The sequence below is a fragment of the Pseudomonas sp. PB101 genome, assembly GCF_009764265.1.
Taxonomy (GTDB): Bacteria; Pseudomonadota; Gammaproteobacteria; order Pseudomonadales; family Pseudomonadaceae; genus Aquipseudomonas.
The window spans coordinates 1-22074 of record NZ_RWIR01000036.1 but is presented as its reverse complement, the minus strand read 5'-3'; the positions used below and the strand labels follow the sequence as shown (position 1 = coordinate 22074).

Below are 22074 nucleotides of genomic sequence, written 5' to 3'. Positions count from 1 at the left end.
ACGCTTTTCAGACGAGCGTCATGGGTGCGTCAGATATCTGGCGTAATGAGATTTATTTCTCTCGCAAAGCCCCTTGGAGCAACGAAAGTTTCGGAGTGTCGAGATGGATGTAGAGACTGACAATGTGCACTAAACGGGAGCCGCCATTGCAGCGGCCCCTTTGCTTTACCCGGCTATTTCGCGCAGAGCGCAAGCCCTCGCTCGATAAGTGGTGTCATCGCCACTTTCGATCCTTTGTTTTCGGGATCATTACGCCAAATTCTATTGACGTCGGTCCAGCCGGACTGCTTCGCATGGCTGCCAGCAGAATCGTTCATTGCATAGGTTACGCCCTGGAACTCGAGCAGGACCGATGACGGACTCACGCAGGAAAGTGTTCCTTCGGAAATGGTCAGAGGCCATTTCTCGCCGTACTCAGACCGGGTAACGGAGATGCCTGGAAACAAGACATGAAACGTAAACCAGTAAATGACTCCGGCGGTGGCTGCGAGTCCTACCAGCTTTGACGTTCTTGAAGGTTTCTTTTTTGTCCCGCACTCGGGGCACGCATTCGCCGACGGTGAAATTTGATGCATGCACTCTTTGGAGGCTGCCAAAGCCATTTGTGTTTCCCTCTCATCCTGAGTTCTGCCAAAACGACAGACATGGTTTTCCTTCCCAAGGTGCCTTCCGGACCATTGGGTTTGAAGCATTTATTGGTTGTGTCGCGACACCGGCTCAGCAAACGCACTGAGCAAATGGTGAATATGGAGTTTATCGCTTTCAGGGAGAGAGCGATACATATCAGGGGCCTGGTGCTTTTGCGTAGATATGTCGCCCAAGGGAATCAAGGCCGACTTCCGAATGCGCGATTTGCGGGCGAATTGCGGCAATAAAAAAAACTAAGGGCCTGCATGAGGTATCTCACGCAAGCCCTTGATATTCATGGTGCCCGAAGCCGGAATCGAACCGGCACGCCCTTACGAGCGGGGGATTTTAAGTCCCATGCGTCTACCAGTTTCGCCATTCGGGCGGTAGCGCGGTGAAGCGTCAGATTTTTGCCAAACCAGGGTCTGGCCGTTCTGACGCTTGTGCAGCAGAGCTGGGAATATATACATCCCGCCCCGGTGAAGCAAGTTTGCAAATAGCCTTTTCAAGTCTAAATCTTGCAGGCTACTGCAAATAAAAAAGCTCCGTAAATCATAGATCTACGGAGCTTGTTTATTAGTGGAGGCCGAGGTCGGAATCGAACCGGCGTAGGCGGATTTGCAATCCACCCACAAAGCTAAGTAGATCAATAGGTTAGCACGCTATGCGTTCCGCAAGCTACTGATTTTCAAGGAGCTGTATCCAGCGGATTTCAAGGGGCGGGTTTTGGGTTGCGGAACCATTTTCCGGTGCTAGTCGGTCTCAACCTCATCAAGATTTTTCTTGGGGCGATGACAGAAAACAGCGAGCTATTGGCAAAGCTTCCCCTTTAGGGGCTGATTGCCCGGATCTCAAGAGTTTTCACGTACGGTTGCAAGGCAATTTCCGACGATTATGCTGAGCTCACCATGGAAGATTCGCGATGCCTGACTCAAACCTGCTCCCTTCCCTACTCTTCAAAATCAATGAAAATTAACTCGCTCTATAAGCCGCCATCATAGAGCTCACGAATTGGGTCGAGAGCGGGGAGCCGCAGATGTCGCCGACAACGTGCGCGGCGCCCTGGATGCGATCGACCGCAACGAGGAATTCATCAAGATGACACTTGCGGCGATGATGACGCCGGAGTGACTGCAATTGGCCAATAATCAAAAGGCCCAACAGACTTAGGGTAAGGCTGAATGGGAAATCTTGTTGAGCTGTTGACCTAGCTAAAACTCTAGACGGCAAACATCACGATGCGATCTTCAGCGCGCCGTGATGAAGCGTTATACGTAAGAAATCAATTGGTTAAGTCGCATCGAATCGCATCAAAACACTTTAAAAAACGCCGTTCGGTATCAGAAATCATCCTATCGAATGCACTCAAGCTGCTTGCCTTTGCGCCAGAAGATGGGTTCTGATGGTCGATCTGATATCAAAGGAGCATCACAATGGCGGTCGATCGGATCTATGCGTTCTATAACAACAAGGGAGGCGTTGGCAAAACGACACTGTGCCAAAATGCGGCAAGTCTGTATGCCGAAAAAAATCCGACCAAGCTGACACTCGTGATTGACCTCTGCCCCCAAGCAAACATTTCCCAATTTTTCCTCGGCGGCGCCTATGCAGGGTACAACGCTAACCAAAAGCTTCAATCATCAGCAACACGCCGAAACGTCGTAGGTTTTATGGACTGGCTGATAAAGGGGAACTCTGGTTTCACCAGCCTCCCTACGAGCCTCAGCTACATGACTCAAGTTTCCCAGTACAATGACCGCATTACCGACAATCTTTTTTTGATTGCCGGCGATTCATTTCTCGAGTCACAAACCGTAGCCTTGAATTATCAGACCATGAACCCAGGCAATGTAAATGCCTGGAAAGAATATGCTACAGCGATCAGACGTCTATGTGCATTGGAGCTTCAAAAGTCAACTTACGAGGACATGACGGTCTTCGTCGACTGCAATCCTAGCTTTTCCATATACACGCAAATGGCATTAGTTTCGTCTGATTACTTGGTAGTACCGATGATGGCCGACTTTAGTTCCCTTGAAGGGGTTAAAGGCATCTTGATGTTGCTGTACGGAAAATATCCTTCTGCTGCCGCAAAAAATTATGCATCAAACACCATCACATTCCACAACCAAATTCAAAAATTCGACTTAGAACTCCCAAAAATTTACGAACTGGTTTTCAATAATTACACGACAAACTCTGGAGTCGCGACGGCGTACAACTCGATTCGCTCCGATTTATTAGAGTACGCATGGGATCAATACCAAAACGATCCAGATATTTTTGTAGATGTCGGTGAAGTCCTAGAATCAAAAAAAGACTGGGAAGAAGTTTACGTATCCAACATCAAAGACTTCCATACAGCGGGAAAAGTATCAGCAAGCCTTGGCATTCCGCTTCACCGCCTCCCCAAGCAAAACAAATATGACATGCCATATGGAGACCCCGTAAAAGTTCCACGCTCCAATTACGAAGAATCGTTGGTCAACGTTGTGGATTTCGTTGACAAGCTATAAGTAATCATTCGCCCCCTACCTCTCCATCCGAAAAAAACAACCCTACACCGAGAAACAAGGTAGCAGGGTTGTCTTTCTAATTTTGCCTAACCTATTAGCTGCGGAATTTAGTTGCGCCCCCGCCACTTAATAAAAAACAAACCACACAAGGCAACGAATTTCACCACCAAGCTTAATATCTATCATTACATATTACGAAGAGATTTCACAACAAGTCTCCCAACTGTCTGGGGTTCCAATTCATAATCACAAGTTCGCCACTAACCTGGGCTTTTTCCTTGGCTGATTGGTGTTGCTTTAGTGGATGTCCAACGTCTCGAAATGAAGTGCTTCAAAAATCAGGCGGATATCGGGGTGATCCATCACCTGACTTTGCAGCGGCGCTCGTCCATCCGTTCTGGCCTTAACAGCAGCTCCATCACACCCCGATTGTGTTGGAGTACTAATGCAAAAAAACCCTACAGCCCTGCAAATAAAGGGCTATAGGGCTTCTTTGACATATCGCGGTTACTGCTCGCTTGGCATTAAATGGCATTGGTTGGCGGGCGACTTGCCCCATTTTTGCCCCATGGAATTTTAGAGAACAACTTTTTGTCACCGGCCACTCGCTCGCAGGTCAAAGCCGATCAACCGATCCGCCCCATAAGGCTTTTCTTTCAATTCAGCTTGCTGGCCTGTAGGAAAGTAGGAAAGGTTCATTTACAAGGATAGGCTTGATTGAATGCAACGATAGCTAACACTGATCCTGGTAAATGCAGGCTCTCCGGGGCATCTCTAATACTTTTTGCGACTATACGCACAGCTTGAGATGTGCTGATGCCTTCACTGGGGAAACAGGTTCCCTCAGCTTTCGGAAGCTGACGCCCATATGTTGCCAAAGTGTTCATCACGCCTGTCACTAATCCGAAACAGTACATAGCGTCAGCAATCGATGCCTTCGGACTCTTTTCATCTAAATACTTAACAGCTGCGTCACACTGTTTTAGCAATGCGTTGCCATCTGTTACGTCTGCAAAACCTCTATTGCTGCTGAGAGTGGCACTAACTGCCATTACGAATAAAATCCATGCCTTCATTGCGCATTTTCCTCGGCAACCTGCCGCGCCTTGTTTGCCTGAAGATGAAGCTCCTGCTCCTCATCAGCATCGATCAAACCTAGAGCAAAAAGGGTGCAAAGCCTACCGTTAAGCTCAGCGTACTCAACCGCCACCATCGCCGCAGGCATAGTGCGCAACTCCTTGATAAGACCACGAACCGCTGCCTTACAACGCTCAATCAGCATGGGGCTCAACGTAATTGGTTTAGTTTTACTCATACTTAGACTCCTATATTCAGACTCGAAACGCGCCTCTTCTACTGACTTAACTCGTTTTTTAGGCCGGGCCTGGGGTGCGCTTGGTGTTTTTTCTAGAGAACTGTGCGGGCATCTGGCACGATCTTGAAAGACTGAAACGCCAGCCTGGCCTTGAAAACAACTGCTTTGGGGAAATTCGATTTAACCTTCCGTCTGACCGACTCGACAGACTCCTCGCATAATGGTCCGAGGATCACCTCCGCCAGTTGAACATCACCGCTGATTGGCCAAAAATGAAGTTCCCCATCACTTAATGCATCACTCAAATTTACGAAACGACGGTGTTCCTCCTCATACCGCCATCCTCCAGATTTTGTGCATAGCAACTGTTGTTGTAGTTCTTCACTCAGTTCGTCAGGAGTTGGCGTTGGCGTTGGGCCTAGTGCTGCGCGGATTCGATCGTCTTGGTAGTTCACCTGTTGAACCACGTGGCGGTTGACATCGAACCCCAAACAAACCCCTGTGTGTTTCTTGCCGTAGTGGCTCCACATCACAGGTTCCGACCAATCCCCAGAAAAACAAAGTAAGCCCATCATAGAATGGTTTTTATCTTTCCAGCCTCTTACGACCTTACGCATCTTATGCTCTTTGAAGTTCGCAGCCAGAAGCTCAAATGGATCATTTAGGTCGGCAAAACGAGACACCTTGATGCGCCGATTTTCTATATTGTTGAGAGCGTGCTCAACGCTGGTGAGATAGTAAAGACGAATCATCGAGTGATCGTCTGGTGGACTGCAGGCTATTGCACTAGCCATGTCTGATTTGTAGCTTGCGGCGATCCATTTGCCTCTGAGCGATTCGTTGGTAGGCATGCTTTTTCCTATCTCGCTGGAATGACTGAACAGTACATCGGCCCTGTGTTTTTCGATGTCAGTTTTTCTGGATGGTTGGGGTGATGTGATCGGCGTCGTAAACCACGATACTTAATGCTTCTAGTCCCGCGTGAACGTACGGTGTCCCACCTGCGCTTCCGCACCAATTAATATCGATGATTACGGGACATACCCCGACTATAGATGATTTGAGCTCCTGCGCTTCACAGATCCAGGTAGTCAATGGACTGTCATCACCCGACAACGTGGATAGCTCAATCGCAACGTCAAGATCGCTGTCTGGCCGATGCGTGCCGCGAACCCGGCTGCCGAATAGATACGCCTTCCGAACGAGCGGCTGTGTGCTGGCCCATTTCGCGACGGCAGCTGCCATATCCTCGATATCCATGATCCGAATTCCTACAATAGCTTCCACATGATGAGGCTGAAGACTAGTATTAAAAGCCCCAACAGAATGTAGTGAACTGACATTAGACCTTCTGCGCTTGCATGTGCTTGCCGCGCAGCTTCCTCAGCATCTCGCACCTGCTTTTTAAGTTGTGTCTTTGCCTCAGCTTCGGCCTGGCACCCCTCCAACTCTTCCTGAACTAGCTGAGCTACTCGGTACTTCAGGTAAAGAGCTTGGGCGCGGTTTTCTTCCCCATTTGCATCAGAAAAAGCTTTAGCACGCAGACCTGGTCGGATTGTTCCTGCTCTAATCTCCGCAATAGCTATTTCAAAAAAACGTTCGTCCTTCACACAATCCTCCTGACTATGTCACCGAGCCGTGCAGGATCGCCCGCACATAGCCGTTTAACTCCCCAGACTCTCGAACCGAGAATCTCAGATATTACCAGGGACATTGTCAGAACAGATCTCCGAGTGCAGCTGGTTTCCAATTCATGATCACCAGTTCTCCACTGACTTTCGCCTTGCCCTGGCGCTGATTAGTATTACTGTAGCGAATGTCCAGCGTCTCGAAGTGGAACCCGTCGAACACGCGACGGATGTCTGGATGGTCGTTGATGCTGACCATCACCCTGCCTTTGCAACGACGCATGAAATCGGCCATGCGTTCGTAATTCTCAAATGGAAAGTCCACGCCATAACCGGCAGTCTGCCAATACGGCGGGTCCATGTAGTGGAAGGTATGCGCCCGATCGTAACGTTCGGCGCACTCCAACCAAGGTAGGTTCTCCACGTAGGTACCGGACAGACGCTGCCAGGCGGCCGAGAGGTTTTCCTCGATCCGCAGCAGGTTGATGGCAGGGCCGGTGGTCGCGGTACCAAAAGTCTGCCCAGTGACCTTGCCGGCGAAGGCAGGTGCTGCAGGTAGAAGAATCGCGCGGCGCGCTGGATGTCAGTAAGGGTTTCGGGGCGGGTCGTCTTCTGCCACTCGAACACCTGGCGCGACAGAAGAGATGACGAGGAAGGTGTATCGACGCATCGGGGAAATCGTAAAGCCCACGAAATGACTGGCTTTTCAAATATCGAATTGTAATCCTTTTGATCGGTCGATCGCGCAAATCCCCAGCAATCAGCCATACACAGTTATTTCTTCCCCCTTTTTCACAACATAAAGTGATCGAAACACAATGGAAATAATCGACGAAAGCTTCGTTCGCCAGATGGATGACACATTGATGGCGCAAGACGTGAAGCTGCACGCTCGCCCCTTCCACGTCGCGATTGAATGGATGCGCGAAAATAACATTACCGGTGATGTCTTCGACAAGAACACCTTTGAACCCCTGATGGCGACCTACAAACGGCTCTATCCAAGCGGGGACTTTTCGATTCCTTCTTTGCTTATCGGCGGGGTTGCGATACGCGATGTCATGTATCCCGCTCGTGTGCATGTGGGATATGGCCAGGTAGCAATTAATCCGATCGAATGCATTGAAATCAAGCGCGAAGAGCTAGAGCTGATATTCCGACATTATCCAGATCAAGGATGGCGGGCGTTCTATGGCGTATGCGACCTTTGGGATTTCGGCTATGGCGTAGATGACCTCATTCGACGCGGATCTCCTGCTGCGGACCTACTGAACAATGCACGATCATCGGTCGCCGCTACGCCACGAATTTTATCGGGGGTTCTCGACCTCGATGCAGCAGTTCAAACTGCCTGCCTTACAGCAGAATTGGCAATGAAGGCAGCGCTCATTCACCTTGGTTGCGCCGAAGAAGAGGTTAAAAGACACTCACATCACTTGAATAAACTGGCCGAAGCTTTGATTGCCATCAAGCCAGCCTCCTCGGATGAGCGTTTACGGAAAGCTTGCGCTAATTTCCCGAATTACGTCCAAAGCCGTTATTCGTCGCATGGGCTGACTCGCCTAGAACTGATGGCTCTTGCCATGCGAGCCCAGTTCGTAGCTGCGGACGCAATACGAAGAATATCGGAACGTAATTTAGCGGGAGATGTGGAGGGGCAGCCAGAAGTCCCTCCTCGCCCTGAACCATAGAAGTGCGCACTGCCTTGTCCAGCCTTCTTGGCACCAGATAGGCCGCGTTCAACCGGGGTGAAAAAGACCATGATCAAATGGATCCACCCCATTTTTATCTTGCAGTTGCGGAAACGATCCAAAAAATTGCGGAAACTTTCACTTTCCTGATGGCAATAAAAAACCCCGTAGATCATTGATCTACGGGGCTATTTATAGTGGAGGCCGAGGTCGGAATCGAACCGGCGTAGGCGGATTTGCAATCCGCTGCATAACCATTTTGCTACTCGGCCTCAAAACATTTGATATCAGTAGCGCGACATCAAATGCGTACAAACATGGAGCGGGAAACGAGACTCGAACTCGCGACCCCGACCTTGGCAAGGTCGTGCTCTACCAACTGAGCTATTCCCGCGTCTTGGTGGGCGCATTCTATAGAATTCAGAAGCGCCGTCAACCCCTTGATTCAAAAAAGTTTTATTTCTTTTCAACGTCAGTCTTCAGATGTGGCCAGGCAGCCCGCAAGTACTGGACCATCGACCACAAAGTCAGGCCAGCCGAGACCATCAGCAAGGTATAACCGAGCAAGACCCAGAAGCTGAAGTCCTTGGGATTGGCCAGCAGGATCACCAGCGCCAGCATTTGCGCGGCGGTTTTCCATTTGCCCAGGTTCGATACGGCGACGTGGGCACGTGCGCCCAGTTCGGCCATCCATTCGCGCAGTGCCGAGACGACAATCTCGCGACCAATGATCACGGCAGCCGGCAGCGTGAGCCACAGGTTTCCGTGTTCCTGGACCAACAGCACCAGTGCAACCGCGACCATCAGCTTGTCGGCAACCGGATCGAGAAAGGCCCCGAACGGCGTGCTTTGCTCCAGACGGCGGGCCAGATACCCGTCCAGCCAGTCGGTGGCGGCAGCGAATGCGAAGACCGAGGCGGATGCCAGGTAGCTCCACTGGTAAGGCAGGTAGAACAGCAAAATGAAGATCGGAATGAGCAGAACGCGTAGAACGGTAATCAGATTAGGGATATTCATCGGCACAACTGGCTACGAGGTGAGGGGGCATTCTACTCGCTGTGCAGATTTGCATAAATCAACTCTGCGAGCTTTTTACTGATCCCGGGGGCTTTGGCAATTTCTTCGATGCTTGCACGAGACAGCTCCTGCAATCCACCAAAATGTTTCAACAAATCCCGCCGACGTGTTGGGCCGACGCCGGCGACGCCTTCCAGTGTAGACGTCCGGCGGGTTTTTCCACGTCGGGCGCGGTGCCCGGTAATGGCAAACCGGTGGGCTTCGTCGCGAATCTGCTGGATCAGGTGCAGGGCGGGAGAATCGCCGCGCAAGGTGAACTCATGCGCTGCGTCGTTCAGGTACAGGGTTTCGAAACCGGCCTTGCGCGTCGCGCCTTTGGCCACGCCGAGCAGGATCAGGTCAGGCACGGCGAGTTCATCGAGTACGTCGCGGGCCATGGACAGCTGACCTTTACCGCCATCCACCAGCAGGATATCCGGCAACTTGCCCTCCCCGTCCTTCAGCTTGCTGAAGCGTCGGGTCAGTGCCTGGTGCATTGCCGCGTAATCATCGCCGGCCGTAACGCCCTCGATGTTGTACCGGCGGTAATCGGATTTGATCGGGCCTTCGGGGCCGAAGACCACACAGGACGCCACCGTCGCCTCGCCACTGGAATGACTGATGTCGTAGCACTCAAGTCGCTGCGGCGGCTCATCCAGCTTGAGCACCTCGGCCAGCGCATCGAAGCGTGCCGTGATGTGCTGACGGTTTGCCAGCCGCGCACTCAGCGCCTGCTCGGCATTGGTCACGGCCAGTTGCTGCCAGCGCGCTCGCGTGCCCCGTACGCGATGACTGATGGTCAGTTCACGACCGCGCAGCTCGTCGATGGCGGCGATCAGGGTCGGAAAGTCATCGTGAACCACATTGACGATCAGTTCGCTGGGCAAGTCGCGTTCGGGACTGCTGATGAAGTACTGGCCGAGAAACGCGGCCATGACTTCGGAAACGTCTTCTTCAATACCGACTTGCGGGAAGAAGTTCTTGCTGCCCAATACCCGCCCGCCCCGTACGCTGATCAAGTGCACACAGGCACCGCCCGGGTTCACGAACGCGGCGATCACGTCGACGTCCCCGGTCCCGCCTTCCATGCTTTGTTGATCCTGAACCCGGCGCAACAGGGCAATCTGGTCGCGCAACTCGGCTGCCCGCTCGAACTCCAGATTGATCGCCGCCTCTTCCATCCCGGCGGATAACTCGTCTGTCAGCGCATTGCTGCGCCCCTCGAGAAACATCACCGAGTGGCGCACGTCTTCGGCATATACCTGGGGGTCCACCAGCCCGACGCAGGGCGCCTTGCAACGCTTGATCTGGTATTGCAGGCAAGGACGGGTGCGGTTCTTGTAGTAGCTGTCTTCGCATTGCCGGACGAAAAACGTCTTTTGCAGCAGGCTCAGGCTTTCGCGAATCGCACCGGCGCTCGGGTAAGGTCCGAAGTATTTGCCCTTGGCCTTTTTCGCCCCGCGATGAATGCTCAGGCGTGGAAACTCTCCGTCGGAGAGAAAGACGTAGGGGTAGGATTTATCGTCGCGCAGCAGGATGTTGTAGGGCGGACGCCATTCCTTGATCAGCGTCTGCTCAAGCAGCAAGGCTTCGGTTTCGTTGGCGGTGATCGTGGTTTCGACCTGGGCGATTCGCGCTACCAGTGCCGCGGTCTTGGGTGCCAGCCCGCTCTTGCGAAAGTAACTCGACAGGCGATTCTTGAGGTTTTTCGCCTTGCCGACGTAAAGCAGCCGCGCTTCGCTGTCGAACATGCGGTAAACGCCGGGGCGCCCGCTAACGGTCGACAGAAAGGCGCTCGGATCAAAGGTTTCGGTCATTTTCAGAGGCTGGCGTCGACCATGCCATGACGAACCGCCAACAGCGTCAACTCGACATCACTGCTGATCGAAAGCTTTTCGAAGATGCGGTAACGGTAGGTGTTCACGGTTTTCGGGGACAGGCACAATTTGTCGGAAATGATCTGCACTTTCTGGCAACCGACGATCATCAGGGCGATCTGGATTTCCCGCTCCGACAACGCATCGAAAGGCGAATCGTTGGTGGGCTGGAAGGACTTGATCGCCAGCTGCTGGGCAATTTGCGGACTGATGTAGCGTTGCCCGGCGAACACCAGTCGGATGGCCTGGACCATTTCCGGCAAACCTGCCCCCTTGGTCAGGTAACCCGCCGCACCGGCTTGCAACAGGCGCGTAGGGAACGGGTCCTCTTCGCACACGGTCACCGCGACAACCTTGATATCCGGATGACTGCGCAACAGTTTGCGTGTGGCCTCGAGACCGCCGATGCCCGGCATCTTGACGTCCATCAACACCACATCGGGTTTCAGCTCACGCGCCTTGAGCAGGGATTCTTCGCCCGACTCGGCCTGGCCGACTACTTGCAGGCCATCGATGTCAGCCAGCATTCGTGTAATGCCTGTACGAACGAGATCATGGTCATCGACTACTAGCACCCTAATCAAGCAGACACCTCGCGATATGGTCTTATTGGGTTGCCAGACACCTTAGCAAAAAGCATCTGGCAGACCTAGCGGAAAGCGTCAGATTAAAAGTTTCAATTCATCTTGAAAGGCTTGTCGCAAGCGTGTTTCAGCTGTACTGGCCCGGGATATCCAGCTGCATCCTCAGGAAACATTCGTCCTTGCCCACTACCCTCAATCCCTTGCGCAGGTACAACGCTTGCGCCGGATTGTTTTCGAAAACCGTCAGGCGCAATGCCGGCCGACGCTCCTTGCGTGCAAGAGCCAGTACCTGATCAATCGCCCAGGACCCGGCGCCCTGCCCGCGAAACGCGTCGACGACATGCAATTCGCGGATATACAGGGCCCTGGCATCACGACTCAGGCTGACATAACCCGACACATCGTCGCTGCCTGTGATCAATCGGTTGTCCCGCCCCGCCCAGGCCACATCAAACGCTTCGTCCTGCCACAACAGGTCATGCTCAATGTAGTAGCGCAGCATGTTTGCGCGGGTCAGTTCGCGGGCGAACGCCAGGTCACCAGACGATGCCGGACGCCATTGGTATTCAATCATTGCAACTCCACGGCGAGGGTCAGTGTCGTCATGCTGCGTCCTTGTGACGATGGGTGTTTTATCGACGCGCAAAGTGTGTCACAACCTGCGGGGCACTCAAGCGATAGAAGACGCCGTCGCCGGCCGATAGCATTTTCTGATTGAATCTGCGTATCGGCCTCTAGTAAGCTCGGGCCATCCATCGGAGACAGACCATGTTGAACGCCCACTTACAGCTTCGTACCGCCAGCGCCCTGCGCTCGGTTGCGGCTGTCCGGGTGAATGACGGTTGTGCTCCGGTCAGCTTTTATTTTGGGTATTGGTTTAGCCACTGGCGCGCCTGATACCCACACGGCGCCCACTTTAAACGGGTCGCCACCAGAGAATTCTCAACCCCCGGTCGGCCTCCCGACCGGGGGTTTTGTTTTTTCAGCCCCGACACTTTTAGCGACACACCAGACATCCAGAGGATTCAAAACATGAACTACGCCACTTATTACCGTTACGACAGTTTTACCGCCTGGCGATTTACCACCCTCCGCTCGGGACAGCCTGCCGCCTCCGATCGGTCACCCACAGGTGGCAAGCACACACACGCAGCCAATCCGGCCAATTGTCGAACACCCCAGTAGGGCCGCGACCGCGGGCATGATCCCGCCGCCAGCCCCAGGAAACCTTGAACATGAACTCGTCCGTCTCTGCACTGCCGCTGTCCACCTTGAGCCCTGCCAATGAAGCGCTGACCCTGCGCCTGCCCAGCTCATTGCAACTCAAACAGCAATTGCCCCTCGGCAACACCCTGACCCGGCAAGTCGCCGCCCATCGCCAGGCGGTTCGCGCGATCCTCAACGGTGAAGATTCCCGTCTGCTGGTCATCGTCGGCCCCTGCTCGATACACGATCCGAAATCCGCCCTCGAATACGCCGGCAACCTCGCCCGCCTCGCCGCCGAAGTCAGCGACGAAATGCTGCTGGTGATGCGCGCCTACGTCGAAAAGCCCCGCACCACGGTTGGCTGGAAAGGCCTGGCCTACGATCCACACCTGGATGGCAGCGATGACATGGCCGGTGGCCTGACGCTGTCGCGCGAGCTGATGCGCGAAATGCTCCGGCTTGGCTTGCCTGTGGCCACCGAACTGCTGCAACCGATGGTGGCGGGCTACTTCGACGATCTGTTGAGCTGGGTGGCCATCGGCGCCCGGACGACGGAGTCGCAGATCCATCGGGAAATGGCCAGCGGCCTGGGCATGCCTGTAGGGTTCAAGAACGGGACTGACGGCGGCGTGGGCGTTGCCAGCGACGCCATGCGTTCCGCCGCCCACCCCCATCGCCATTTCGGTGTCGATAGCCAGGGACATCCGGCGATCATTCAAACGCCGGGCAATGCCGACACTCACCTGGTATTGCGCGGCGGCCATCGCGGACCGAACTACGACAGCGCCAGCGTCGCCCAGGTGAACAGTGACCTGACCAGGCTGCGGATTCCCGCGCGAATCATGGTCGATTGCAGTCATGCCAACAGCGGCAAAGACCCGTTGCGCCAGCCAGCCGTGTTCAACGATGTACTTGAGCAGCGTCTGCGTGGTGATCGTTCGCTGATCGGCATGATGATCGAGAGCCACCTGTTCGAGGGCTGTCAGGCGCTGGGTTCGTCGCTGCAATACGGCGTGTCGGTGACTGACGGTTGCCTTGGCTGGACCGGCACGGAACAACTGTTGCTTGAAGCGGCAGACCGGCTGCGAGCGCAGTAATCGCCATCAACCACCCGCCCTCCGGCCTTCATGCGAAGACTGGAGGGCAAATGGCAATCAATGCCCCATCAAGGATTGCACCTGAACCAGTGTCACCGCCGATTGCTGACAGGTGTCATCAAGGCGCTCGACTGAATAGGAAACACGGATCGCAGAATCTCGATGCTCCCTCCAGAACCGGTAGGGCACGATGAACACCAAGGGCTCGCCCGCCGTGTCTCTGGTGATTTCGCGGTCCTCGCAGTGATTGAATTTCTCTGCGTCGCACCTCAGGTAAACCAGCTCGCCATTTTCAGCCCTGGGGTTTTCGATGACGACGGTCACGCCATCCTGCGCATCATGCAGGTCCACCCAACCCTCATCGGCCTCCAGCACAGTGGGGGCTGGCAGTGGTCCCCGCTCCAGCCTGCCAATCATCAGTGTCGTGACTTCAGAATAACGATGACCCTGTCCTGCTTGCTGGACGCAATAATCAACGGAAACCGATGAGCCCAGATTAGGCACAATGCACTCCGGGCTGACCCAGAACGACAGTTCGTCCCCGACAGCAAAGGGCTCGACCTTGAGTGCATCGCTGAAACTGCCTTCGAACGAAACGCCGGCCCAGGTCAGCAATACCCAGTCACCCGCCGCCATGCGCGCATAGGGTTTGATTGTAACGATCGCCCCTTCTTTCACCCGATCCGGATCAAGCGTTCTACCCAACGTATCGTTCACCGTCGCGGGCAGCAGGTCTGCCTGCACATCGCCCACACTCAGCTGCAAGCGATGGGAATGTACGGGGCCGGTAAATCGGGTGGCAAAGAGCGAGTAACCGAGTTCGAGCGAACCACCGTCGAGCGCCTCGATATGGGCGCAATCCACAGCAAAGATCAGGTCCTCGCCGACCCGGTCGTCACTGACAAAACGCGCCAGCTGATGATTGCAGGCGAGGCCATCGGCATCCAGTCCCGCCCACTCCAACAGCAATTTGTCGCCGCAGGTCATGCCTGGATAAGGCCGGACCCGGATGACGGCTTTTCTGTCGGAGGGGTTCAGGACGCCGTTTGCCGCCTGCTCAAGTATGGGAGGTGGCAAGGGTTGCTGTGCGAGATTCAAGGTGTCGGGTTCATAAACAGTCATTCATTCGCTCCATTCCCTGGAATAAACACCGAACGGGTGGCCGGCTTTTGATAACGACTATTTAACCTCAGGCCATACAGCCGGGATGTCGGCCTCGCTCTCCGGCTCCTTGGGAAAATCGATACATGCAAAGTAGGTCTTTGTTCAGCGGCAAGCCGATTGCCGTGAAAAATCGCCAATCTATTCCGACAAAAGCCTCAGTCCATCCTGAGCATTCACACTCGTTCTATTCCGCTTTCTGCGGGTTGCGGCGGACTTTTCATACATCGCGCCAACCTCGAGTGTTTTAGAGTGAAACGCCACGCAGTCCCGACGAACTTTTGTGAAAAGGTGTGAATATGCAAAGGAATGCAAGCACTCGTTATCCAATACTGCTGGTCCATGGCCTTTTCGGCTTCGAAAGAATCGGCAAGTTCGAGCTGTTTCACGACATCAGACAAGCGCTGAGGAACGCCGGAGCAAGGGTGTTCGTCCCTTACCTGTCGGCTCCCCATGACAACGAGGTACGCGGTGATCAATTGCTCTCGCAGATCGCGCGGGTTCTGCAAAGAACCGATGCAGGCAAAGTCAATCTCATAGGTCATAGCCAGGGTGCACTGGCCGCGCGCTATGCCGCAGCGATTGCGCCACACAGCGTAGCGTCGGTCACCTCCGTCAGCGGGCCGAACCACGGCTCGGAACTCGCCGATTTCTTGCGCAAGGCCTTGACCCCAGGCTGCCTGCCGGAACAGGTGGCCGACACCGTGGTGACCCTCTTCGCCGACTTCCTCGCGGCATTGAGCAACAATCGGTACCAACCGCGAACCGCCATCGCAGCCCTCAATGCGTTGACTACCGAGGGCGTAGGCGCGTTCAACGATAAATACCCGCAAGGATTGCCCGCCACCTGGGGTGGCAAGGGGCGCGGACGGGTCAATGGTGTTCATTACTACTCGTGGAGCGGCGTATTGCAGTCGAACGTTCTCAAGGAGGGGATGAATGCGCTCGATCCACTCAACACCTTCTGTCGGGCGCTTTCTGCCTATTTCGTCACCGAAGCGGACCAGAATGATGGTCTGGTCGGGCGTTTCAGCTCCCATCTGGGCACGGTTATCCGCTCCGACTATGCGCTGGATCACCTGGACACCATTGGCCAGCCGACCGGGCAGTTGCGCACGGGTGTCGACCCGATCGAGCTGTATGTCCTGCATGCCGAGCGTTTGAGAGACGCCGGCCTTTGAGGTGCCACATGCCGTGGATCCCTCGTGGAACGGAACTTTGAGGAGAAATAGCTCACTGAATCCGGTAGGCTCAGCACTTTATCGAGTATTGAAAGGAGTATTTTTCCATGGCTAAAGCCACTGCCCGTCACATCCTTGTTGCCTCGCAAGACAAGTGCAACGAACTCAAGGCCCAAATCGAGGCTGGCGCCGATTTCGCCGAAGTTGCCAAGGCCAACTCCACCTGCCCTTCCAGCCGCCAGGGCGGTGACCTGGGTTCGTTCGGCCCGGGCCAGATGGTCAAGGAATTCGACACCGTGGTCTTCAGCGCACCGCTCAACGTGGTCCAGGGCCCGGTCAAGACCCAGTTCGGTTACCACCTGCTGGAAGTGACCAGCCGTCAGGACTGATCGACGCTTGAGCTATTCACGCAACGGCCCGCCTTTTGGCGGGCCGTTGTGTTTGCGATGCGCATACGGCTGGCGAGGGACGCGCCGCTAGCGTACAAATTGTCGTTAACGACCACCCGGCTCTAAGGCTGACAATGCGACTGGCTTTCCCTACCTTGTTGTTCACGGTCGTGGCCCTGCTGTCGGGCACCGTGGATGTGAACGCGGCACCGCAACCGGCAATGACCGTGTACGGCGAACCGGCCAAATACCCCGCCGGCTTCAGTCATTTCGCCTACACCAACCCGCAGGCCCCCAAGGGCGGCACGATGCGGCGCTCGGCGATCGAAATCGGGCAGTTCGACCATGTCTTGCCTTATATCGACAAAGGCATCGGCGTCTCGCAGATCGATGGCTTGCTCTATTCACCACTGGCCCAGCGCTCGCTGGACGAGCCCTACACCGTGTATGGCCTGGTGGCAGAGAAAATGGAGCGTTCCGAGGATGGCCTGTCCCTGCGCTTTTACCTCAATCCCAAGGCGCGCTTTGCCGATGGCAAACCGATCAGCGCCGCAGACGTGCGCTACACCTTCGACCTGCTGATGACCCAGGGCAGCCTGCGCTACCGCACGCAGTTCGCCGACGTCAAAAACGTCGAGGTGGAATCGCCGCTGACTATCCGCTTCGATTTCAGGAACAACGAAAACCGCACCCTGCCACTGGATATCGCGACCTTGCCGGTGTTTCCCGAACACTGGTGGAAAACCCGCGATTTCGCCGGTGGCGGCGGCTATGAAGCCCCGCTGGGCAGCGGCCCCTATAAAGTCGGCAAGATCGATTCCGGGCGCAGCATCACGTTCGAGCGCAATCCCGACTGGTGGGGCAAGGACCTGCCGGTCAGCCGCGGCCTGTACAACTTCGATCATTTCAGCATCGAGTACTTCGGCGATACCGACGTGGCGCGCCAGGTCCTGCGCGGTGGCGCCTATGACTACAATCGCGAATTTTCCGCCACCGGCTTTTCCATCGGCTACGACAGCCCGGCCCTGAGCGACGGTCGCCTGCAAAAGGCCCACCTCGCCACCGAGGCGCCGCAGCCGGCCCAGGGTTTTGTGTTCAATCTGCAAAAGCCCATGTTCCAGGACCGTCGCGTACGCCAGGCGCTGGTGATGCTGTGGGACTTCGAGTGGAGCAACCGGCAGATGATGCGTGACATGTACATCCGTCAGCAGAGCTTTTTCTCCAATACCGATCTCGCGGCCCGGCAACTGCCGGATGCCGGTGAGCTGGCGATTCTCGAACCGCTGCGCGGGCAGATTCCCGATGAAGTCTTCACCAAAGTATTCCAGGCGCCGAAGACCGACGGCAGCGGCGTGATTCGCGACAAACAGTTGCAGGCCCTGGACTTGCTCGAACAGGCCGGCTGGAAACCCGACGGCGACCAACTGGTCAATGCCGACGGCGAGCCGTTGAGCTTTACGTTCCTGGTCAGCCAGAACGGCATGGACCGCCTTTTGCTGCCCTATAAACGTACGCTGAAACAGATCGGCATCGACCTCAACATCCGCCGCATCGACTCCTCCCAGTACGTCAACCGCCTGATGAGCCGCGACTACGACATGATCGTCACCGGCTACCCGGTCACCACGTCCCCGGGTAACGAACTGCTCAATTACTTCGGTTCGGCGGCAGCCACCGACCCTGGTTCCAACAACTATATGGTGTTGCAAAACCCGGCGGTGGATACCCTGATCACCGGGCTGATCCGCGCCAATACCCAGGCTGGCATGCTGCATTACGCCCACGCCCTGGACCGGGTGCTGCAATGGAACTACTACTGGATTCCCAACTATTACCCGCCTGGCACCTCGACGGTGTGGTGGAACCGCTTCGGCATCCCGAACGTGCAGGCGAGCAATGACGAAGCCATCGAGAGCTGGTGGGAGATGAGCACCACGCCATTGACCAACCAACAGATGACGGCCGAGCGTATCAGCCGTGGCAAACCCGGAGGGCCACACTGATGTGGGCTTACATACTGCGGCGCCTGCTGCTGATCATTCCGACGCTGGTGATCATTCTTCTGGTCAACTTCGTCATCGTCCAGGCCGCGCCGGGCGGGCCGGTCGAACAGGCCATCGCGCACCTGCAAGGGATTGGCGGCGCAGCGGTTGGCGGCGGCTCCGGCGAAACCATGAGCGGCAAGTCCAGGGCCAGCCGCGGGCTTGACCCGCAACTGATCAAGGACATCGAAAAACAGTACGGCTTCGATAAACCGGCACACGAACGCCTCTGGTTGATGCTCACCAGCTACGCTCGCCTGGACTTCGGCAAGAGCTTTTTCCGCGGTGCCACCGTCACCGACCTGATCCTCGAGAAAATGCCCGTGACCATTTCCCTCGGGCTCTGGGCAACGCTGATCACCTACCTGGTGTCGATTCCGCTGGGCATCCGCAAGGCCGTGCACCATGGCAGCCAGTTCGACATCTGGAGCAGTACCGCGATCATCATCGGCTATGCCATGCCGGCCTTCCTGTTTGCGATGTTCCTGATCGTGGTCTTTGCCGGCGGCACTTCGCTGAATTGGTTCCCGGTTCGCGGACTGGTCTCGGACAACTTCGACTCGCTGTCGACCCTGGGCAAGGTGGCCGATTACTTCTGGCATCTGGTATTGCCGGTCACCGCGCTGGTGATCGGCGGTTTCGCCACGCTGACCATCCTGACCAAGAACTCGTTCCTCAATGAAATCACCCGCCAGTACGTGGTCACTGCCCGGGCCAAGGGCTTGAGTGAACGGCGGGTACTGTATGGGCACGTGTTCCGCAACGCCATGCTGCTCGTGGTGTCGGGTATTCCCCAGGCCTTCATCAGCGTGTTTTTTGCCGGCTCGCTGTTGATCGAGGTGATCTTCTCCCTCGACGGCCTGGGCCGCATGAGCTACGAAGCGGCGGTATCGCGGGACTATCCGGTGGTGTTCGGCTCGCTGTTCATCTTCACCCTGTTCGGCCTTCTGATAAAACTGGTCGGAGACCTCTGCTACACCCTGGTCGACCCGCGTATCGACTTCGCCGCGAGGAACGCCTGATGTTCAAGCTTTCACCGCTGGCGCGCCGGCGCTTCGAGCGCTTCAAGAAAAACCGTCGCGGCTGGTGGTCGCTCTGGCTGTTTATCGGCCTGTTCCTGATGACCCTGGGCGGCGAACTGATCGCCAACGACAAACCGCTGCTGGTCAGCTATCAAGGCCAGTGGTACTTCCCGGTCTTCAAGCGTCACACCGAACAGGAGTTCGGCGGGCAACTGCCGTTCCAGGCCGACTACCGCAGCGACTACGTGCAAAAGCTGATCAAGAAGGACGGTGGCTGGCTGCTGTTTCCACCGATTCCGTTCAGTGACGACACGCCCAACTATGACCTCAACAAACCCGCCCCCAGCCCGCCCACCAGCGTCAATTGGCTGGGCACCGACGACCAGTCACGGGACGTTCTGGCGCGGGTGATCTTCGGGGCCCGGGTGTCGATCCTGTTTGCCCTGATGCTGACGTTTGTCAGCGCACTGATCGGCATCGCGGCCGGGGCCCTGCAAGGCTATTACGGCGGCTGGGTGGATCTGCTCGGCCAGCGCCTGCTGGAGGTCTGGTCCGGGTTGCCGGTGCTGTACCTGCTGATCATCCTGTCGGGTTTCGTCGAACCGAATTTCTGGTGGCTGCTGGGAATCATGGCGCTGTTTTCATGGCTGGCCCTGGTGGACGTCGTGCGTGCCGAGTTCCTGCGCGGGCGCAACCTGGAATACGTCAAGGCCGCGCGCGCGCTGGGCCTGACCGACCGCAAAGTCATCGTGCGGCACATTCTACCCAACGCCATGAACGCAACCTTGAGCTACCTGCCGTTCATTCTCACCGGGGCGATTTCCACCCTGACGGCGCTGGACTTCCTCGGCTTCGGCATGCCGGCGGGCAGTGCCTCGCTGGGCGAGTTGATCGGTCAGGGCAAGCAGAACCTGCAGGCGCCGTGGCTGGGCCTGACGGCGTTTTTCACCCTGGCGCTGATTCTTTCTTTATTGGTGTTCATCGGCGAGGCGTTGCGCGACGCCTTCGATCCGAGATCTTGATGCGGACGGCTGAAATGACCAACCTGATCGAAATCCGTGACCTCAGCGTGGCCTTCAGTGGCCAGACCGTGGTGCGCAATCTGTGCCTGGACATCCGCCCGGGCGAATGCCTCGCGTTGGTGGGCGAGTCGGGTTCGGGCAAGTCGGTGACGGCCCACTCGATCCTGCAACTGCTGCCGCAAACCGATACCGTGACAACGGGCAGCATTCGCTATCGCGGCCAGGAACTGGTGGGTGCCGATGCCGGCAAGTTGCGAAAACTGCGCGGCAATCGCATCGCGATGATCTTCCAGGAACCGATGACCTCCCTCAACCCGCTGCACAGCATCGAAAAGCAGATCGGCGAAACGCTGTTGGTGCATAAGGGCCTGGCGGGCAAGGCGGCGCAAGCACGAATCCTCGAACTGCTGCACCTGGTGGGCATCCAGAAACCCGAGGAACGCCTCAAGGCCTACCCCCATCAACTGTCCGGCGGCCAGCGTCAGCGGGTGATGATCGCCATGGCCCTGGCGTGCGAGCCGGAACTGCTGATCGCCGACGAACCGACCACCGCGCTGGACGTGACGGTGCAGCGCAAGATCCTGCTGCTGCTCAAATCCCTGCAACAGCGCCTGGGCATGTCGCTGCTGCTGATCAGCCATGACCTCAATCTGGTGCGCAGCATCGCCCAGCGCGTGTGCGTGATGAAGGCCGGGGAAATCGTCGAGCAGGCTCCGTGTGAAACCCTGTTCACCGAACCCAGGCACCCTTACAGCTGCGTGCTGCTGCATGCCGAACCCGAGGGCGAAGCCTTGCCCCGGGACGAGCGCGAGAACGTACTGGAGGTGGACAACCTGCAAGTGCGCTTTGCCGTCAGTGGCGGGCTGTTCCAGCGCAAGACCTGGCTGCGCGCTGTCGATGGCATCAGCCTGAGTATTCAGCGCGGCAAGACTTTGGGCATCGTCGGCGAATCCGGTTCCGGCAAGTCCACCCTCGGCCAGGCGATCCTGCGCTTGCTCGACTCCGAAGGCAGCATCCGTTTTCAGGGCCAGGCACTGGACGGCCTGACGCAAAAACAGCTACGGCCGTGGCGCAAGACGATGCAGGTGGTGTTCCAGGACCCGTTCGGCAGCCTCAGCCCGCGGATGTCGGTAGCGCAGATCATCAGCGAAGGCCTGGAAGTGCACAGCCAGTTGAGCGCCGATGAGTGCAACGCCGAGGTGATCCGGGCTCTGAACGAGGTCGGCCTCGACCCCAAGAGTCGCCATCGTTACCCCCACGAATTCTCCGGTGGCCAGCGCCAGCGCATCGCCATTGCCCGGGCGCTGGTGTTGAAACCGGCGCTGATCCTGCTCGACGAACCGACCTCGGCGCTGGACCGCACCGTGCAGAAACAGGTGGTCGCCCTGCTCCGCCAGCTTCAGGAAAAACACGGCCTGACCTATCTTTTCATCAGCCACGACCTGGCGGTGGTGCGCGCCCTGGCCCACGACATGATCGTGATCAAGGACGGCAAAGTGGTGGAACGCGGCGCCAGTCATGAGGTGTTCGACTCACCGCAGCACCCTTACACCAAGGAGCTGTTGGCGGCGGCGTTGTTGGGGCAGGCATAATCTGGCCGTTAGACCGCATCGCGGGCAAGCCCGCTCCCACAGGGGATTGCATTTCCCTGTGGGAGCGG

20 protein-coding genes, 3 tRNA genes and 2 pseudogenes are annotated in these 22074 nt (G+C 56.3%); 10 read left to right on the top strand and 15 right to left on the bottom strand.

Translation table 11 applies throughout. The features are described from left to right. Positions 1–173 precede the first annotated feature (173 nt). A complete protein-coding gene (locus tag EI969_RS11705) occupies positions 174–602 on the bottom strand; it encodes a DUF2511 domain-containing protein (protein WP_160387943.1) in 429 nt (142 codons plus the stop codon). 323 nt (positions 603–925) lie between these two features. Continuing rightward, positions 926–1012: transfer RNA gene (locus tag EI969_RS11700), tRNA-Leu, on the bottom strand. A 537-nt stretch (positions 1013–1549) separates the two neighbouring features. On the opposite strand from EI969_RS11700, the pseudogene EI969_RS11695 reads away from it, so the two are divergent. Next, positions 1550–1758: pseudogene (locus EI969_RS11695) on the top strand (hypothetical protein). A 302-nt stretch (positions 1759–2060) separates the two neighbouring features. After that, positions 2061–3143, top strand: coding sequence for a ParA family protein (locus EI969_RS11690; RefSeq protein WP_160387942.1), 1083 nt, complete (start codon positions 2061–2063; stop codon positions 3141–3143). Positions 3144–3838: 695 nt separating this feature from the next. Here the strand turns inward: EI969_RS11690 and EI969_RS11685 are convergent. From EI969_RS11685 to EI969_RS11660, 6 genes and pseudogenes are all read right to left on the bottom strand, one after another. Continuing rightward, positions 3839–4219, bottom strand: coding sequence for a Rap1a/Tai family immunity protein (locus EI969_RS11685; RefSeq protein WP_160387941.1), 381 nt, complete (start codon positions 4217–4219; stop codon positions 3839–3841). Next, complete coding sequence (locus EI969_RS11680) at positions 4216–4458, bottom strand: hypothetical protein (protein ID WP_160387940.1); 243 nt, start codon at positions 4456–4458, stop codon at positions 4216–4218. Before EI969_RS11680 ends, EI969_RS11685 begins: the two co-directional genes overlap by 4 nt. Before the next feature lie 92 nt (positions 4459–4550). Then, positions 4551–5309: a DUF2971 domain-containing protein gene (locus tag EI969_RS11675; protein WP_160387939.1), complete on the bottom strand. Its 759-nt coding sequence runs from the start codon at positions 5307–5309 to the stop codon at positions 4551–4553. 58 nt (positions 5310–5367) lie between these two features. Then, on the bottom strand, positions 5368–5718 hold the full coding sequence (locus EI969_RS11670) for a nucleotidyltransferase domain-containing protein (protein ID WP_160387938.1): 351 nt from the start codon (positions 5716–5718) through the stop codon (positions 5368–5370). Between the two features lie 11 nt (positions 5719–5729). Next, the gene (locus tag EI969_RS11665) at positions 5730–6068 is read right to left on the bottom strand and encodes a hypothetical protein (RefSeq protein ID WP_160387937.1); all 339 of its coding nucleotides are present in this window, start codon (positions 6066–6068) and stop codon (positions 5730–5732) included. Between the two features lie 106 nt (positions 6069–6174). Beyond that, a pseudogene (locus tag EI969_RS11660) lies at positions 6175–6731 on the bottom strand (DNA adenine methylase); the annotation flags it as partial. 173 nt (positions 6732–6904) lie between these two features. On the opposite strand from EI969_RS11660, the gene EI969_RS11655 reads away from it, so the two are divergent. Then, on the top strand, positions 6905–7777 hold the full coding sequence (locus tag EI969_RS11655) for a hypothetical protein (protein WP_160387936.1): 873 nt from the start codon (positions 6905–6907) through the stop codon (positions 7775–7777). A 198-nt stretch (positions 7778–7975) separates the two neighbouring features. Here EI969_RS11655 and EI969_RS11650 read toward each other — a convergent pair. The 6 genes from EI969_RS11650 to EI969_RS11625 form a co-directional block, all read right to left on the bottom strand. Beyond that, positions 7976–8049 (bottom strand) — tRNA-Cys (locus EI969_RS11650). A 46-nt stretch (positions 8050–8095) separates the two neighbouring features. Further along, positions 8096–8171, bottom strand: a tRNA-Gly gene (locus EI969_RS11645). Between the two features lie 62 nt (positions 8172–8233). Next, positions 8234–8794 (bottom strand): CDP-diacylglycerol--glycerol-3-phosphate 3-phosphatidyltransferase, encoded by a 561-nt coding sequence (gene pgsA / locus EI969_RS11640; RefSeq protein WP_007992985.1) that lies wholly within the window; start codon positions 8792–8794, stop codon positions 8234–8236. A 32-nt stretch (positions 8795–8826) separates the two neighbouring features. Then, on the bottom strand, positions 8827–10650 hold the full coding sequence (gene uvrC / locus EI969_RS11635; RefSeq protein WP_160387935.1) for an excinuclease ABC subunit UvrC: 1824 nt from the start codon (positions 10648–10650) through the stop codon (positions 8827–8829). A 2-nt stretch (positions 10651–10652) separates the two neighbouring features. Continuing rightward, the gene (gene uvrY / locus EI969_RS11630) at positions 10653–11294 is read right to left on the bottom strand and encodes a UvrY/SirA/GacA family response regulator transcription factor (RefSeq protein WP_008015884.1); all 642 of its coding nucleotides are present in this window, start codon (positions 11292–11294) and stop codon (positions 10653–10655) included. Positions 11295–11421: 127 nt separating this feature from the next. Beyond that, the gene (locus tag EI969_RS11625; protein ID WP_160387934.1) at positions 11422–11868 is read right to left on the bottom strand and encodes an N-acetyltransferase; all 447 of its coding nucleotides are present in this window, start codon (positions 11866–11868) and stop codon (positions 11422–11424) included. 661 nt (positions 11869–12529) lie between these two features. Here EI969_RS11625 and EI969_RS11620 point away from each other — a divergent pair. After that, on the top strand, positions 12530–13597 hold the full coding sequence (locus tag EI969_RS11620) for a 3-deoxy-7-phosphoheptulonate synthase (RefSeq protein ID WP_160387933.1): 1068 nt from the start codon (positions 12530–12532) through the stop codon (positions 13595–13597). Positions 13598–13654: 57 nt separating this feature from the next. Here EI969_RS11620 and EI969_RS11615 read toward each other — a convergent pair whose 3' ends face one another. After that, positions 13655–14719 carry a hypothetical protein gene (locus tag EI969_RS11615; RefSeq protein ID WP_160387932.1) on the bottom strand — a complete coding sequence of 355 codons (1065 nt, stop codon included), beginning with the start codon at positions 14717–14719 and terminating at the stop codon, positions 13655–13657. A 338-nt stretch (positions 14720–15057) separates the two neighbouring features. On the opposite strand from EI969_RS11615, the gene EI969_RS11610 reads away from it, so the two are divergent. From EI969_RS11610 to EI969_RS11585, 6 genes are all read left to right on the top strand, one after another. Further along, a complete protein-coding gene (locus EI969_RS11610; protein ID WP_160387931.1) occupies positions 15058–15939 on the top strand; it encodes a triacylglycerol lipase in 882 nt (293 codons plus the stop codon). 107 nt (positions 15940–16046) lie between these two features. Beyond that, entirely contained in the window at positions 16047–16328 is a 282-nt protein-coding gene (locus tag EI969_RS11605) for a peptidylprolyl isomerase (RefSeq protein WP_160387930.1), read from the top strand. 134 nt (positions 16329–16462) lie between these two features. Then, positions 16463–18331, top strand: coding sequence for an extracellular solute-binding protein (locus EI969_RS11600; RefSeq protein ID WP_160387929.1), 1869 nt, complete (start codon positions 16463–16465; stop codon positions 18329–18331). Then, complete coding sequence (locus EI969_RS11595) at positions 18331–19392, top strand: microcin C ABC transporter permease YejB (RefSeq protein ID WP_160387928.1); 1062 nt, start codon at positions 18331–18333, stop codon at positions 19390–19392. Before EI969_RS11600 ends, EI969_RS11595 begins: the two co-directional genes overlap by 1 nt. Next, positions 19392–20414 carry an ABC transporter permease gene (locus EI969_RS11590; RefSeq protein WP_160387927.1) on the top strand — a complete coding sequence of 341 codons (1023 nt, stop codon included), beginning with the start codon at positions 19392–19394 and terminating at the stop codon, positions 20412–20414. Before EI969_RS11595 ends, EI969_RS11590 begins: the two co-directional genes overlap by 1 nt. A gap of 14 nt (positions 20415–20428) precedes the next feature. Continuing rightward, positions 20429–22006 carry an ABC transporter ATP-binding protein gene (locus tag EI969_RS11585; RefSeq protein ID WP_160387926.1) on the top strand — a complete coding sequence of 526 codons (1578 nt, stop codon included), beginning with the start codon at positions 20429–20431 and terminating at the stop codon, positions 22004–22006. Positions 22007–22074 lie beyond the last annotated feature (68 nt).